12 protein-coding genes and 1 pseudogene are annotated in these 15,561 nt (G+C 68.7%); 5 read left to right on the top strand and 8 right to left on the bottom strand.

Going from position 1 to position 15,561, the window contains the following annotated elements; genetic code table 11:
- Positions 1-182 precede the first annotated feature (182 nt).
- The 4 genes from ABEB03_RS33500 to ABEB03_RS33485 all read right to left on the bottom strand — a co-directional run bounded on the left by ABEB03_RS33500 (position 183) and on the right by ABEB03_RS33485 (position 4,046).
- Positions 183-848 carry a DUF4097 family beta strand repeat-containing protein gene (locus ABEB03_RS33500; RefSeq protein ID WP_345656590.1) on the bottom strand — a complete coding sequence of 222 codons (666 nt, stop codon included), beginning with the start codon at positions 846-848 and terminating at the stop codon, positions 183-185.
- Between the two features lie 423 nt (positions 849-1,271).
- A complete protein-coding gene (locus ABEB03_RS33495; RefSeq protein WP_345656589.1) occupies positions 1,272-1,976 on the bottom strand; it encodes an HAD family hydrolase in 705 nt (234 codons plus the stop codon).
- 251 nt (positions 1,977-2,227) lie between these two features.
- Positions 2,228-3,376, bottom strand: coding sequence for a pentapeptide repeat-containing protein (locus ABEB03_RS33490; protein WP_345656588.1), 1,149 nt, complete (start codon positions 3,374-3,376; stop codon positions 2,228-2,230).
- A 466-nt stretch (positions 3,377-3,842) separates the two neighbouring features.
- Positions 3,843-4,046, bottom strand: a complete 204-nt coding sequence (locus ABEB03_RS33485; RefSeq protein ID WP_345656587.1) for a hypothetical protein — start codon at positions 4,044-4,046, stop codon at positions 3,843-3,845.
- A gap of 151 nt (positions 4,047-4,197) precedes the next feature.
- On the opposite strand from ABEB03_RS33485, the gene ABEB03_RS33480 reads away from it, so the two are divergent.
- Positions 4,198-4,791: a GrpB family protein gene (locus ABEB03_RS33480; protein WP_345656586.1), complete on the top strand. Its 594-nt coding sequence runs from the start codon at positions 4,198-4,200 to the stop codon at positions 4,789-4,791.
- Between the two features lie 461 nt (positions 4,792-5,252).
- Positions 5,253-5,684, top strand: coding sequence for a GNAT family N-acetyltransferase (locus ABEB03_RS33475; protein ID WP_345656585.1), 432 nt, complete (start codon positions 5,253-5,255; stop codon positions 5,682-5,684).
- Between the two features lie 1,025 nt (positions 5,685-6,709).
- Here the strand turns inward: ABEB03_RS33475 and ABEB03_RS33470 are convergent.
- Positions 6,710-6,934: pseudogene (locus ABEB03_RS33470) on the bottom strand (ATP-binding protein); the annotation flags it as partial.
- Positions 6,913-8,127, bottom strand: coding sequence for an MFS transporter (locus tag ABEB03_RS33465; RefSeq protein ID WP_345656584.1), 1,215 nt, complete (start codon positions 8,125-8,127; stop codon positions 6,913-6,915). The gene ABEB03_RS33465 and the pseudogene ABEB03_RS33470, both read right to left, overlap by 22 nt.
- Positions 8,128-8,216: 89 nt before the next feature.
- On the opposite strand from ABEB03_RS33465, the gene ABEB03_RS33460 reads away from it, so the two are divergent.
- The gene (locus ABEB03_RS33460; RefSeq protein ID WP_345656616.1) at positions 8,217-8,783 is read left to right on the top strand and encodes a CGNR zinc finger domain-containing protein; all 567 of its coding nucleotides are present in this window, start codon (positions 8,217-8,219) and stop codon (positions 8,781-8,783) included.
- Positions 8,784-9,703: 920 nt separating this feature from the next.
- On the opposite strand, the gene ABEB03_RS33455 is transcribed toward ABEB03_RS33460, so the two are convergent.
- Both ABEB03_RS33455 and ABEB03_RS33450 read right to left on the bottom strand, forming a co-directional pair.
- Positions 9,704-10,411 carry a histidine phosphatase family protein gene (locus tag ABEB03_RS33455; RefSeq protein ID WP_345656583.1) on the bottom strand — a complete coding sequence of 236 codons (708 nt, stop codon included), beginning with the start codon at positions 10,409-10,411 and terminating at the stop codon, positions 9,704-9,706.
- Positions 10,412-10,800: 389 nt separating this feature from the next.
- Positions 10,801-11,283: a MarR family winged helix-turn-helix transcriptional regulator gene (locus ABEB03_RS33450; RefSeq protein WP_345656582.1), complete on the bottom strand. Its 483-nt coding sequence runs from the start codon at positions 11,281-11,283 to the stop codon at positions 10,801-10,803.
- Positions 11,284-12,010: 727 nt separating this feature from the next.
- Between ABEB03_RS33450 and ABEB03_RS33445 the strand changes: the two genes are divergently transcribed.
- Together ABEB03_RS33445 and ABEB03_RS33440 are read left to right on the top strand one after the other, a co-directional pair.
- Positions 12,011-12,433 (top strand): hypothetical protein, encoded by a 423-nt coding sequence (locus ABEB03_RS33445; RefSeq protein WP_345656581.1) that lies wholly within the window; start codon positions 12,011-12,013, stop codon positions 12,431-12,433.
- Between the two features lie 1,281 nt (positions 12,434-13,714).
- Positions 13,715-15,400 (top strand): ribonuclease J, encoded by a 1,686-nt coding sequence (locus tag ABEB03_RS33440; RefSeq protein ID WP_345656580.1) that lies wholly within the window; start codon positions 13,715-13,717, stop codon positions 15,398-15,400.
- Positions 15,401-15,561 lie beyond the last annotated feature (161 nt).

The raw sequence follows: 15,561 nt of genomic DNA, 5'->3' as shown, positions 1-15,561 counted from the left end.
CACCGCGATCTCGGTGGACGGCCAGTCCAGCACGGTCAGCCCGGGCCACCCCTCCTGCCACCGCGCCGCCGTGGCCTCATACACAGACCGCGGGGCGAGCACCGGGTCCGGCCGGAGGACGATCGGCAAACACCTCCCGGCCGGCCTGGGCAGAGTCCCTGGGCGCGGGCAGTGATGCCAGGTCACAGGCTGCGGGCGGTGATGTCGCCGTGGGTGGTGGTCGCCTTGATCGTCAGGGCCGGGGTGCCGTCGTTCTTCAGCGTGTTGTCGATACGCCCGTAACCGGTCCGGGCGTCCAGGGAAGCGGAGACCCCGCGAGCGGCACAGGCGGTGACATCGCCCATCTGCGTGCTCAGGGCGAGGGTGCCGCGCACGGCTTCGGTCACGGTCACGTCGCCCTTCTGAGTGCTGATCTCACCGGGACCGTTCAGACGGCCGACGGTGATGTCGGCGTCCGTGCCCGCGAGGCGAGCGCTGTCGGCCTCGTCGATCTTCACCTTGAGGTAGCCGCCGTCGAAGACGACGTCACCCAGGCGTCCCACGCCCCGCAATTCCGCGCCGGCCGCCGTCGCCTCCACCCGGGAACCGGTGGGCAGCTGGACGGTGATCTCGACGGACCCGGCAGGACCGAGGATCCGGTTCGGTGCTTGCGGGGCCTCGATGCGCAGGACACCGTCGTCACAGGTGACCTGGATCTGTTCCGCGGCCTTCACATCACGGGACTTCGAGGCGTTCACGGGCAGGACCTCGACGGTGGTGTCGGCGCGGTCGGCCGCGATCAGCTGAATACGCCCGGCGGGGACGGCGATGACGGCCTGGACGGGGGCGGGAGTGGCGAACTTCTGCATGGCACGACTCCTTCGTCTGCCGGCGCGGACCCCCACGGCCCGCCGTTTCCGACAAAGGAAAAGCTACGTTGCATTCACTGATCCAACAACATGCCCGTTGCGCAATAGCATCGTCTCTGCAGGTGGATGGAGGAAAATCGTTGCAACGAATCCGATAGGAATGCAACACACCTGCCCCTGATCGTTGCAATGAAACGCGAGTGAATGCTCCAGCGGAAGAAGCGCCGTGCGGCCCAGTGCGGTGCGGCGACGAAGCAAACCACGAGGGCCGTGATCCCAGTCAGGCCGGTCTGCCGGTCTGCCCGGCGCCTGGAGCACAGTCGTACCGCCGGGGTGGGACTTGCGGCACGGAGTTCGGTTGGGCAGGCCGCCGCCCGACTTGCCGGAGCCAGCCATGCGCCCGCAAAGCATGGGTTTGGCGCCCTATCCATGGAGCAGTTCGAGGATGGGCCGCAGGCTGGAGACGGTGCAGTCGGCGCCGGCGTCGCGAAGACCCTGCTGCCAGGGGCCGTAGCTGCTGTAGCCGAGGAAGGCGATCCCGGCTGCCTGTGCAGCGTGTAAGTCGGTTGGGCTGTCGCCCAGGTGGGTGGTTGCTGCCGGGTCGGCGTTGATGGCTTCCATGGCTTTGGTCAGTGAATATGGGTGTGGCTTGAGGTGCTCAAAGTCTGACCTGCGGCCTTGGACGTGGCTGATGATGCTCTGGAGGCTGCGGGCAGCGAGGTAGTCGCTGATGGCTGTGGCCGAGTTGTTGGAGGCTATGGCAATGGGCACGCCTCTTGCGTGCAAAGTGTGGATCAGTGGGTCGGCGTAAGGGGTCGGTACCGCGCTCGGGACGGCTGCGCGTTCCAGATCGGTGAGGCGTCTTTCTGCCTCGATGGCGAGGTCGCTGCCTGGCCGGTGCTTAGTGACGGCCCGCACGATGACTTGAGGATCAGCGACGGCTTGCGGATGTTGTCCTCGTCTTGCCAGGTCGCCGTACCCACGGCTGTCCAACCAGTCCGTGAGGTGCCCAGTCATGGCCTCTGCCGTGTATCCCGCGAGCAGCCTGCAGATGGGTCCGTCGAAGTCGAGAATCACGAAGCGGGTGCAGTCGAGGAGCCTGCGGAGGTGTTCTGCTTCTGCTTCCACCGGACAAGTGTGGCGGCGCTCTGCCTCTCAATCCAGGCACTGTTGCGCTTCGTCTGCATCCTGACTCAGTTGAGGCGTTGCTGTGTCCCGGCCGCTGACCTCGCATCACTACTGCGACGGGCTGGACCCGCATGGCCTCGTGACGGTCATCAACACCCTGGCTGCCTGGCTGGAGGGGCGGCGGTGCGGGAAGCCTTGGAGGAGCCGGAGTTGTTGGCTGTGCAGGTCGACGACTGGAGGTCTGGTCCCCACTACTGGGCGGTGGCGTTCGTCGTCGGGGCTGGCTGTGTGGGGAGTGAAGGGCGCAGTGGCCAACCCTCTTCGCACTTGGCGATGTGCGCAATGACTGCGGGATCTTGTGCGATGTCCGCTGGGAGCTCGGTCGAGCTGTGGAGACGTGCTTGGAGCAGCCGCCAGACGTGTATCTCGTGAGTTTCTCCTAGTTGGGCGCCGATCAGCTTGGCACCGGTCAGATCGACCCCGGTCAGATCGACCCCTCCGAAATCCGCTCCGCGGAGGTCGGCGCCGCACAGCTCCGCGTCGGCCATCTTGGCGCTGGACAGGTCAGTTCCATGCAGGGTGGCGTCCTTGAACTGAGCCTTGCGGAGAATGGCCCCTCTAAGACGTGCTTGAGTCAGGTCAGATCCCTCGAACTGGGCGCCACTCCAGTGAGCTCGCCGCAGGCCATGTCCCGTCAGTTTCGCCCCGGCAAGGCAGGTATGACTGAGGTCGATGCTCGGGAGTTCCGGGCGCGTCGGCCGGCGGTAGAGCACAGTGAGGGCCGCTTGTACGTCGTCTGCCGGCTTCGGAGGCTGCCCACTCTCGCTGGACTGTGCAGTGTGGTTGCCTGCCTGCACTGGCGCGCGGTGGCGGATGAATGCGGCGAGGACCTCAACGATGGTGTCGTGATCCTTCTCGGAGTCCCTCATGATTCGTTCGAGTGAGTAGATGCCGCCGAGGCGTTGGGTGATGTTGTCTGAACTGAGCAGTTTGATTGCTTCGACGTAGCGTCCGGTGACTTGGCCTTCTCGGGTGAGTTCAGTTTGCCGCTCATCCCGAGCCTGCGCATCGCGCACTGTGGTTTCGAACTGCTTCTGATTTTCGGCGAACTGCTCTTGCGCGTGCTGGAACTGCTCCCGCTCTAGCTGATGTTTCTGGCGTGTGTAGTAGAGCCCTGCTGCGGTGAGTACTCCGGCTGCGATGGCGATGACCATGGTGCGGAAGCCGGTGACGATGATCCCCGCACTGGAGACGAGCTGCCCCTTGTCATCGCGGAGGTGGTGGCCTTCGATCCACCAGGGGCCCCAGACAAGGGCGATCACGAAGGCGCTGGTGCCTGCTGCTGCCAGAGCCCAGTGCCACCATGGGCGCGGCTTCTTGGCGGGCTGCTCGTCACTCATGGCGGCATGATGTCCGTGCCACAAGGACGGCATGCGGCGAATGACCGTTTTCAGAGCTGGAGTTGAGGTTGCACACCGGCCGGTAAGTCGACGATGTCGCCTTACCGGAGACCGCCTTCGGATTCGATGGCGGGCGGGGTCCGCAGCACCCACATAGCCGCCATGTGGAAGTTCAGGCGGGCACTTTCAGTGGCCCGCATGGCTTCTTGCCAGACGACCCAGTCCACAGACACCTGGCCTTCGTCTGCTCTCCAAGCCTGGGAGCAAAAAATGTCGTGCACTGTCTGACAGGACTCCCGTAAGCAGGAGACAGCATTGTTCATTCGGGCTGGACCGAGGAGTTGAGCTGCTTCCAGGCGACGTCGCAGCAGCGCGGCCCGTTCCAAGGTCACTTCTTCAGCCTCCCTGGCAGCCATCGGCGCATCAGGCCCAGGTTGCAGCGTCTCCCAGTCGTTCTGGAATGTCTTCAGGAAGGCAACGACGTCGTCCCGGGTGTCGAGGAGTTCGGTGCAGGCGGCCTGTTGCCTTGTCCGCGGAGCCATTGGCCGTGCTCGACGGTGGCTTGGTCGACGGTTTGCCTGCGGCCGGCGACGATGCCGGTGAGGATGCCAGCGATGCCGAACACTCCTGCGGCTACGGCAGCGATGATCGCTGCCCATGCTTCGCTCATGAGGGCATCCTGCCCGGCCAGGGTGTGCAAGGTCCTGGCAATGCGCTGCGCGGGACAGCCGCCCGCACCGGCTTGCTGTGCCGTTGGCCTGCGGCCCGTCCGGCCCCCGGGCAGGGCTCCGGGGAGCCGTTTCCGGCCTAGACTTGCGCGAATGGCCGCCGGCACTCAGCCCATCGTCGTTGTCGCTCACGACCCCGCCTGGCACGCACGCGGACTCGCCCTCGCAGCCGAGTTGCGCTCTCAGCTGGCGCCGCCGGCCGTGCACATCGAGCACATCGGCAGCACCGCGATCCCCGGCATGGCTGCGAAACCGGTCTTCGACATCCAGATCAGCGTCACCGACCTGGACGAGGCCGAGCGTGCCTTCGACCAGCCCCTGGCCGCCATGGGGTTTTCGCGCTCCCCCTACCGGCACGACCACGTCCCGGCCGGGCTCGACACCGACCCTGAACAGTGGGCCAAGCGCTTTTGGTCACGCCGCGCCCACACCGACGCCGACTGCAACCTCCATGTCCGCCTGCTCGGCTCCCCCAACGAGCGCCTCGCTCTTCTTTTCCGTGACTGGTTTTGTACCCATCCCGAGGCGGTGCCCGCCTACGCACGCTTCAAGACCCTCCTCGCCGGTGCGGTCAGCGACATCAGCACGTACGCCGACATCAAGGACCCGGTCGTCGACCTGGTCATCACCATCGCCAACTCCTGGGCTGAGCAGACCGGATGGGCCCCGCACCGCAGGCTGGACTGAGCGCTGCGGCCCGCGACACCGTCCTGGCGGGTGCAGTCGGGACAGGGTGTCAGCCGGCCGCCCGTCGCGCATGCGGGCACGGCATCGGTTCGTGCTGAACGCGGCGGCGCTCGTACACCGTGACCTGCCGGCCACGGCCATTGGTTTGGGCGCAGCGCACGAAGTGCGCCCGTAGGACGCGCCATCTGGTCCGGTCACGGTACGTGGAGGCGGACAGCGCACCCGCATCGCCGACGACCACGATGCGGCGTACGGCCACCATGGCGTCCGCGTCAAAGACCAAGCCGGCGCGAGCCGGCCAATGGTCGGATACGGAACAATACGTCACAGTTGCCTGTACGACTGGCCATTGGAAGCTACCGAGGACTGGCATGAGCGCACACGATGGTGATCGTTTCCCGCCCTCCGCCGGCCTGTTCGCTTCAGCTCACGGCCGTCCAGGACACATGATCAGACGGGCCGTGGAAACCGATCTGCCGGACGTGCACCGGCTCGACCGGGAAGCGTTCGCCGCCGACGCCTACCCCTACTTCGCCCTGCGCCAGTTCTTCGACGCATGCGATGACCACATGCTGGTCGCCGACGACAACGGCACACTCACCGGCTACATCATGGCCGCTGCCACAAAACGCGACGGCTCGTGCTGGCTACTGAGCCTGGGCGTCACCCCGCACAAACGCGGACACGGCCTGGGACGGCTCCTCATCAGCGAACTACTGCGCACCCTGCGCGAAGAGGGCGTACACACGGCTCTGTCCGTGGTCGCTCCGGACAACACCTCGGCCCTGCACCTCTACAGATCCCTCGGCTTCACCATCGACCCCGACGCACTGCGCCCAAACTACTTCGGCCCCGGCGGGGACCGGCTCCCCATCAGCCTGCACCTGCAGTGAGCCACCACCCGTGCCAGCGCCGTAGCCGGAATGCACGACCAATCCCCCTACAGGAGCGGGAAGTTGGGTCGCGCAGTGGAGCCGGCAGTCCAGCCGCTCCTGCCGCTCCTGCCGCTCCTGCCGCTCCTGCCGCTCCTGCCGCAGCATCGACACCGGGACCTGCGCTTGCGTGGGCACGCCGCAGCCGTTGCAGCCAGACGGTGTGCTGCCGCCGGCCACGTGACGGTCGCGGGGCGGTGCCCGTCAGCTCGCCACCGGGTCCTTCCGACGGCGAGACCTGCGGCCCAGCAACTCGTTCCTCCGGGATTCCGGCAAGAGCGACCGCATCCTCTCGGTGACAGGTGCAGGGGCGGCCCGGCCCGGGGCCGGTCATCGGCCTCGAGCATCCCCAGGCGGATGCATAGGTCTCAACCGAGACCGATTGTCGATGGGTTGCGGCAGCACTCTTCGTCCGGAGAGCGCAGGAATATAGGTGAGAAGTAGGAGCACCTGCCGTGGTGCGGGCTCTCTGTGACCACGTGCGCAGACAGCCCGGTGCGTGGCAGGATGACGGCATGTTGATCCGAAAGGCCGATGCCACGTAGGCGTCCGAACGGGCTGCGCGCGAAGCGTTGGCGGCCCAGAAGAGGGATTCCGGTTCGCCGGGTCCGCGGTGTGTCTGCGGCAACTCGCGTAGCGATCCGGAAGTTGGAAGAGGACCGACTATGGCCAGGGGCTGTGGCTGCTGCCCTGGCCGAGTGCCAGCGGTATCTGAAACAGCCAGGGCGTGTGCTGCTGGATCCGGTGATGGGCTGCGAGTGCTGTGATCCTCTCGTGGCGCGAGACCTCCTGGAGGACGTGCTGCTGTGGCTTCCCCGTGGTGCTCGGGAAGACCTTGGCAGGCTCGTCTCCAGGCTCGATTCCCAATTCGACCGCCGAACTGTTCCCCTCAGTCCTCACCTCATGCTGACAGGTTCGTGGGGTGCGTGCGGGTGGTGGCGTCGGCGCCTTCTGGAGAACTGAGAGTCCGGGTGGTTGCTCGCCACTCAGCCGACCGCTTGCTTCTGTTCGGCGCGGGCGCGGGTGGTGGCGAGGCGGTAGGAGTCGGTGCCGGTCTCGATGATGTTGCCGCCGAAGGTGAGGCGTTCGACGATGGCCGCGCAGAGTCGGGGGTCGGTGAAGGTCTTGGCCCAGCCAGAGAACGACTCGTTCGAGGCGATCGCCACGCTGTTCTTCTCTTCCCGCTCCGTCAAGACCTGGAAGAGGAGCTCGGGGACCTTTCCAGCGAGTGCGGAGACGTGCGGGCGGAGACGGTACGGGCGAGGAACGGCTGGGTGAGCGCCAGGGCGAGACAGGCCCCGGACATGGTCAGCCACAGTGTGGTTGCTCCCATGTCCTGCAGCAGTTGAGTGCCCGCCACGGGAGCGAAGACCCCGGCGATTCCCCAGCTGATGCCGTAGACGGCCATGTAGCGGCCGGTGCCATCTGCCGGGGCGAGATCGGCGACCAGGGCGTACACGCGGCCCATGAGGATGAGATCACCCAGGCTCCACACGATGGTCGGCGCAACATGGGCGCCCAGCGAGTGCGTCGCGCCGTAGCCGGCCAGGCCCACGGCGAGCAAGGTGTAGCCCGTGGCGAAGGCGGCAGGTGTGGGCAGTACGGCAAGCGGCCTGAATCGCAGCAGAGGCTGTCCGAGGACGATGGTGAGAGCTGAGGTGGTGAACAGGATTCCGGCGTCGGCGGGTTGCAGGCCGCGGTGGGCCATCGACAGGGGCAGGGTGATCATGATCTGGAGGTAGACCAGCGCGAAGAGCGTGCCGGAGGCGAGCAGGGCCATCAGAAGGCCGTCGCGCCACGGGGCGACGTGGTCGGCCCGGTCCGAAAAGGGCGCGACTCGCGGCGGGTCGCCGGGCAGCACGCGCTGCACCACCAGCGCGCAGACCAGGCAGGTGACGGCGTCGGCGACGAACAGCCACCGCAAGTCCCACCGCCCCAGTCCGGCCGCGATCAGTCCGGCGCCCATGCCGGCCGCGGCCAGGGCGGCGTTGAGCAGACCGTAGGCGCGCACCCGTTCCGGGGCCCCGACGGCATCGGCGATCATCGCCTGGCTCGGCGGCTCATACAGCTCGAAGACGAGACCGAGGAACACCACGAACGTGACGGTCGTGACCAGGCTGTCGGCGGCAGCGATCCCCAACTGGGCCACGGCGCAGCCGGCCAGCCCGATGACGATGGTGCGACGCCGCCCCAGCCGGTCGGACACGCGCCCTCCGACCAGCCGCGAGGGAACCGTCGCCAGGCCGAAGGCGGCCGTGACCAACCCGGCGGTCGCTTCGCTCACGCCGTACTGACTGACCATCAGCACGGTGAGAAAGGACAGCGAGAACGCCCCGAGCCGGTTGACCGCGCGCGCCGCGATCAGCCACCGCACTGCACGTGGCAGCGGCACTCCAGTCGACAACAAGCCCACCCTGCCACCCCGCCCGTCACCGTTGAATCGCATAATGACAGTCACGCACGCTAGATCCCGAGGGAGTAACCGGTCAAGTGATGTTCGACAGTCACATGCGTTCTTTGCTGGATGCCTCGGTGGCGCTGGTCAACGCGCTGACGGACGGTGAGGCGCGTGGTCGGCGCTACCTCGCCCCCGTAGGCGCTGAGCGGGTTGAGGCGGTCCGTGAGGCCCTTGCCGCCGGGGCGGACCTGGAACGTGTCGAGGCGGACCGGCTGGCGGCCACCGCCCGCGCTCTGCGAACCGTGTTCGAGGCCGCGGCGGCCGACCGCCTCGATGATGCAGCCCCCGCCCTCAACGCGCTGCTGCGTGAGACCGGCGCCCGCCCCCAGCTCGACCGGACTCCCGGCGAACCGTGGCAGGTCCACTTCCACGGCGCCGATGACTCCTATGCCGTCGGCTGGAGTGCCGGCTGCGCCACCGGCCTCGCCATGACTCTCGGCGGAGACCACGCCGGACGCCTCGGAGTCTGCGCAGCCCCCCACTGCGACCGGGTATATGTCGACACATCCCGCAACGCAGGCCGCCAATTCTGCTCGACGGCCTGTCAGAACAGGGTCAAAACGGCGGCATTTCGCGCCCGGCGCGCGAGCGGCGAGGCGTGATCCTCCAGTTCCCCGGCCAGCCACAGCCCTCCCCGGCGGCCTCGGTCGTCACACGCCCACGGCCCGCCTCAACGCGAGCGGGGGCGAGAACACAGGCAGGGCGCCCGCAATACCGGGCCGCCCACTCCACACTCCCCTACCGCGGCACCGGCCTCGGCCCGCCGGCCACCGCGGTGCAGGCCTGTTCAGCAGCAGCGGCGGCCCCAGGAGGTGGCGTCGATGAAGCGGTGGTGGTCATTGCGCAGGGTGGCGTTGTCCGAACGGTCGTCCCACACGTAGGCACAGCGGTCCTGGTGGAGGTCGGTGCGAAGGTCGCGGCCGATGCCGGTGTGGACACACGCGGTCGCACACCCGTCCGGCAGCAGCGGCCGAAGAGGCAGGTGCGGTGTGGCTGCCCTGGTCCGACACGGCGCAGCCGCCCCGATTCGCCCGGCGGGTGTTGCCGGTGGCCTTCACCTACTCCGTGTCCAGGGAGCGGTCCGATCCTTGTTCAGGGGGCGGTCCGAGCAGTCGTCCCGTCCCGGGAAGTCGCACCGCACCCGGCTGAACTCCACATTCGGCCAGTGCGGACGCCGGTCGCTGGCAGCGGGAGCAGCTACCCCTCCACTCCCCCGCAAGCCTACGGCCTTGCGCTCAGGCCCTCACGACCGCTCAGGCTCAGCAGGTGCGGGCGGGAGCCCACCTGCGCGCTGAAGTGCGCGCCGGGGCACCGGGGGTGACTGCCGCCCATGGACCTGCCCGGTACCGCCGGCGCTGAGGCGCCTCCCGATGCGGCCCCACGGGCCGCCGGGCCGGGCTCCCATTCCGTCCTCGCGGCCCGGCGGCCCACCGCTGCATGGGCGCTGCGCCCGCCGGCCGTCGATCAGACGACCGTGACCGGGTGGACCGCCCGGGTAACGACGGAGGGTGCCGGTGAGTGCCTACCCGCAGCCGGCACAGACCGTCTCCCGCAACGAACCCGATCGCCTCCCGCCGCCCGGGCGGGCCGCCACAGACCGATCCCTGTCGCCGCGTGCCGGCGTCGCCGACGGCGACAGGAACCGCCGCCCGCTCCCCCGGGCGGTGACGGGGCCGGGCCGGACCTCCCAGTGGCCGGCACGCCAGGTGAGAAGGACCGGGGACAGCGGCGGCACCGCCAGGTGCCAGAAGGCCCGTGCCGGCAGGGCCAAAGCGTGAACGAGCGCGGCCCGCACCACGGCCGCTTCCGTGATGGCCACCACGTGGCCCGCCTCGGGCGCCACGTGGTCCAGCCAGCGCGCCGTCCGGCGGCACAGCCCGCGCACCGACTCGCCGTCGTGCGGCGCGGCATCCGGGTCGGTGAGCCAGGCACTGAAGGCGTCAGGGTCGGCCGCGGCAACCTCGTCGACGGTGCGACCGCACCATGCGCCCACATCAAGACCGCGCAGTGCGGGTTCGACCGCTGCCACCAGGCCCAGAGCGTCCGCGGTCTGCGCGCACCGGAGCGAAGGTGCCCGCACAGCCATGCTGTGCCGAGGGAGCACCGCTCCCCCGCCGCCGGCCCTGCGCACACCGCGCACACTGCGCTCACTGAGGGGAGCGTCACCGAGGAAGGGGTCCGCGGCGGCGTCACTACCGGGCACACTCACCAACGTCAGGCGGATCGTCATCAGACCAACCTCCTCCCGGCCCGGCCGAGCGCCGTGACCCGTGCGCTCCATGATCAGCGACAGCCCCCGGCCACAACATCCGTCAGACGGCCGGAACACACCCGCCGACCGGCCAGCGCACCCCACCACCCGGCCGGACCCGGCACAGGCCACCCGTTGCGGCACAAAGCGTTACCCCGAGTAGCAGTGACCGACGGCGCGGCACACACCCGAACACACCACCAAAGACCGTGAAGGGCCACCCCGCCGCGCACCCGCCACCGCAACGAAACTGCCAGAACGCTGCCGATTCGCGGAAGGGTGGAAGCGCGTAAGGGGGGAAGGGTGGCATGGCGAAGGGGCCACAGGAATGCCCGTGGCCCCTTACTGCCTGATGGTGGCGGGGTCGGTCAGGTGCAGAAGGACTCACTCCCCGACGTCCTGACACTCCTGGAGGTCCTGACCCGAGCGAGGAGGCCGCGCAGGGTGGAGAGCTCTTCGGGGGTGAAGTCGGCGAAGAGCTCCTTCTCCACGGCAGTGATGGCGTCCTGAGCCCTGGCCAGAGCACTGCTGCCCTCATCGGTGAGCGCAACGATGTGACGGCGCCGGTCGGCCGGATCACGCCGCCGCTCGACCAGGTGCGTGTTCTCCAGGTCGTTGAGGATCCCGCACAGGATGCTGGGATCCACCTCCAGAACCTCAGCCATACCCTTCTGGCTCATATTGCCCGACTCACCCAGCAACACCAGCGTCGCGCCCTGGCGGGGCGTCAGCCCGCACAGCTTGAACGCCTGCTCCGTACGGGCACAGGCGATAGCACCGTGCCGGGCAAGCAGAAACCCCAGCCGGTCCAGGGGCTCGGCCTCGACGATGCCGGTCAGATCCGCAGTCATTGTCACCCCACTCACCTTGCCAGTCGGCAAACCATTAGCCGACCAAAACCATCTATCGACATCGATGGTAGCAGGCACTCAACGGTGCGAATCTGGACCGCGACGAAGGACACGGCCACCAGGACCGGGACCGCGACGAGGGGCACGGCCGGCGCGACCGGGACCGCGGCGGACGACAAAGGGTGCGAGCGGCGGTCTCGCCACGCCACCCAGGACCGCCACCCCGGACCGGACCACCCCGAACAGCCTTGCCCCCCGCCCAGCGACCGGAACCAGCCCCCACGAACCGCCCGGCCAGGGCGCGCTCCCCGCCAGGCCCGCCGCAGCGATCCTGACAGTCCCCTCGGGCCCGCACCCCTCTGCCGCCACGCCCTATAACCCCGACCACCGGGGAGGGGCGGCCGGAGCGGACGCGAGCCGACAGCCCCCGCGAATCCTCGACATCCCGGCAGCTTCCTGTCGGCGAGCCGACAGCGTCCGCGGAACCGCGGCATCCCCGGACAGCTTCGTGTCGGCGAGCCGAGAGCCTCCGCGGATCCGCGACCCTCCGGGCAGCTTCGTTTCGGTGAGTCGACGGTCACACCCACTCATTCATTGATGCGCCTCAACGATCTGCTAGCGTCAACGCATGACGTCGCTCAGCCGTACCGGGCACGAGCCCCTCAGCCTGACGCGTCGATCGTTCACCGCCCGCACCACACACCGGGCGAAGCAAGGAGACACCACCATGAACAAGCTGACGACCCGCCTCGCCCTCGCCGCCGCCACCGTCACCATGACCGGCAGCGCCCTCCTCGCCGTCACCGGCACCGCCTCCGCAGCCACCCTGCCCGCGGACCAGCATGGCGCTCACACCACCGCCGTCGTCAGCGTGACCCAGCACAGCGGCCTCTCCCGGATCAGCCAGGGATGGTCCCTCTCCGACGGACAGCGCCAGTGGCACGGCGAGCGGGACGCCTCCGGCTACACCTACTGGCGCACCGACGACCACGGCCCCCAGCTCCGCTACGACGGCCACCACGTGTACCACCGCCACCACGGACAGTGGACCGCCCTCACCCAGACCGACGAACGCGCCTACGCCTTCGACCGCTGGCACTTCGACCAGCTCTGGACCCTCTACGTCCTCGAAGACCCCTACAGCATCTGATCGGGACACGCCCCGAAGAACACCCGAACAGAGAACATGATGAAACAGCAGATCCGCGCCCTCAGGACCCTTCGCCGCCGTCGTCCGGTGACGGACTTCGGTGCCGGCCGGCACCGTGGGCAACCTGCCGCCGAACGCCCCTCCGCCCTGGACGCGCCCGGGAACGGACGCCACTGCCGCACCCCGGCCCCCGCCCTCCCAGCGCACGCCTGACCGCCCTCGTCTGACCTGACCCCGCGAGGCAGACCACCCGACAAACCCCCGCCGCGCATCACGCACCCTCCGAGGGCACACACCTCCCCCTCCACAGCGGGAGCGGCCCCGGGCAGCAGCCACTCCGCCGACCCCGCCCACGAACCGCGCCGTGCCGCCGCCGACCACGGCCGGCATCTCGCAGCAGGCAGGCGTCATGACGTCACCGGCCCACGCCGATGAGAGCCGTGAGCACCAGCGGCAACGCAGCGCCGAAGAGGCAGAGCGGCACTTCGAAGCCGGCGCGCAGCAGGCCACAGTGGACGCAGGCGGCAAAGGGCCACTAATCGAGGCGACGGCTGTCGACCGGCCACTCCGCCCGCCGCCCGCCGCCCGCCGCCCGCCGCCCGCCGCCCGCACAACGACAAGGTGGGCCGCCGGGCAACCGACAGCTCTACGCGACCGGCATGCCGAACAGCAGGACCGTCACCAGCACGGTCACCGGAATGACCAAGGCCACGACCAGCCCGGCAACACAGCCCCAGACAGTCAGCCGAACCCTGGTCCTCGCATCGTCATCGCTCTTCCGCCCACCCACATCCAACAGTGACAAGCACCGGCTCTGCACCACCAGCGCAACTCCCCATGGAAAGCGCAGGCCACAGCCACTCCTTGAGGACGGCGAACCGCACGGACGCCACGTAGCGAACGGCGCGCCTGCCATACCCGGCAGCAACTGCCCGGTCACGCACGAGGGACCGTCAAGGCAGGTTCGACCTCGATACTTCAGCGGCCGTGAGCGCATGCCCAGGTCGTCGGTTCGTCCTGTTCCTTCTGCGTGATCGCGGGCGGGGTGCTCACCGCCCGCGGGACCCGCGAAGCCACCCCGGCACCCTCGGCGGTCGCTGAGGCTGCGGATGCCCTCCTGTCCGGGGCCGGGGCAGCGGGCAGCGGGCAGCGGGCAGCGGGCAGCGGAGACGCTTGCCGACCTGAGCGCCAGTACGTCTCCGGCGTGGGGTCGTATCGAGCGCTCGTTGGATCACACGGGCAGTGGATCACCCTGTCCCGCTCTCCGGGTACCGTCAGGGTATGAGTCATCCGCACCCCGAGCTGAAGGCCGCACCGCCTCTTCCCGAAGGGGGGCTGCGGGTCATCGCCCTGGGCGGCCTGGGTGAGATCGGCCGCAACATGACCGTCTTCGAGCACGCGGGCAAGCTGCTCATCGTCGACTGCGGCGTACTGTTCCCCGAGGAGACCCAGCCCGGCGTGGACGTGATCCTGCCGGACTTCACCTCGATCCGCGACCGGCTGGACGACATCGTGGCCGTGGTACTCACCCACGGCCACGAGGACCACATCGGCGGCGTGCCGTACCTGCTGCGGGAGCGGTCCGACCTTCCCGTCGTCGGCTCCAAGCTGACGCTGGCGTTCCTGGAGGCCAAGCTCAAGGAACACGGCATCCGGCCGCGCACGGTACGGGTGCGGGAGGGCGACCGGCGTGGCTTCGGGCCCTTCGACTGCGAGTTCGTGGCGGTCAACCACTCCATCCCCGACAGCCTCGCGGTCGCGATCCGCACCCGGGCCGGGATGGTGCTGCACACCGGCGACTTCAAGATGGACCAGTTCCCTCTCGACGACCGCATCACCGATCTGCGCGCCTTCGCCCGCCTCGGCGAGGAGGGCGTGGACCTGTTCCTCACCGACTCCACCAACGCCGAAGTGCCCGGCTTCACCACCTCCGAGCGGGAGCTGAACCCGGCGATCGAACAGGTGATGCGCACCGCGCCGCGCCGGGTCATCGTCTCCAGCTTCGCCAGCCATGTGCACCGCATCCAGCAGGTCCTGGACGCCGCCCACCAGCACGGCCGCAAGGTCGCCTTCGTCGGCCGATCGATGGTCCGCAACATGGGCATCGCCCGTGACCTGGGCTATCTGAAGGTGCCTTCCGGTCTGGTCGTGAGCACGAAGGAGCTGGAGAAGCTCCCGGACCACAAGATCACGCTGGTGTGCACCGGCTCCCAGGGCGAGCCGATGGCCGCGCTGTCGCGGATGGCCAACCGCGACCACGTGATCCGCATCGGCAAGGGCGACACCGTCCTGCTCGCCAGCTCTCTCATCCCTGGCAACGAGAACGCCATCTACCGGGTGATCAACGGGCTCACCCGGTGGGGCGCCCACGTGGTCCACAAGGGCAACTCCAAGGTGCACGTCTCCGGGCATGCCAGCGCCGGCGAACTCGTCTACTGCTACAACATCGTCAAACCCCTCAACGTCATGCCCGTGCACGGCGAATGGCGCCACCTGCGGGCCAACGCCGACCTCGCCATCCGTACCGGTGTCGACCGCGACCGGGTCGTCATCGCCGAGGACGGCGTCGTCGTCGACCTGGTCGACGGACGCGCATCCATCACCGGCAAGGTCGCGGCCGGCAACGTCTACGTGGACGGCATGGAAGTCGGCGGCGCCACCGAAGCGTCCCTCAAGGACCGCCTCACCCTCGCCGCCGAAGGCGTGGTCACGGTGGTGGCGATCGTCGACGCGGACACCGGTGCTCTCGCCGAGGCCCCCGACTTCCTGGCCCGGGGCTTCGTCCACGACGACGCCACCTTCGAGCCGGTCATCCCCGTCATCGAGAAGACCCTGGCCACCGCAGCCGAGGAAGGCGTCGGGGACGCGCGTCAACTCGAACAGCTCCTGGCCCGCGCCGTGGCGAACTGGGCGTTCCGCACCTATCGCCGCAAGCCCCTCATCATCCCCGTCATCATCGACGCCTGAGCCATAGCCCGGCAGTACGGTCCCCCTTCCGGCTGCGGCGCCGCCCGCGACGGACTCTTCGGGCGGTGCCGCCGCACGCCTCTTCCAGATCGTCGGCCTCGGGTGAAGGAGAGGCCGCCGACGCAGGCGATCCTCTCGCCAGGGCAGAGGCGACAGCAGAA

This window comes from Streptomyces siamensis, assembly GCF_039543605.1.
Taxonomy (GTDB): domain Bacteria; phylum Actinomycetota; class Actinomycetes; order Streptomycetales; family Streptomycetaceae; genus Streptomyces; species Streptomyces siamensis.
The sequence above is the reverse complement of the archived record's forward strand: the minus strand, read 5'-3'. Positions and strand labels throughout refer to the sequence as shown.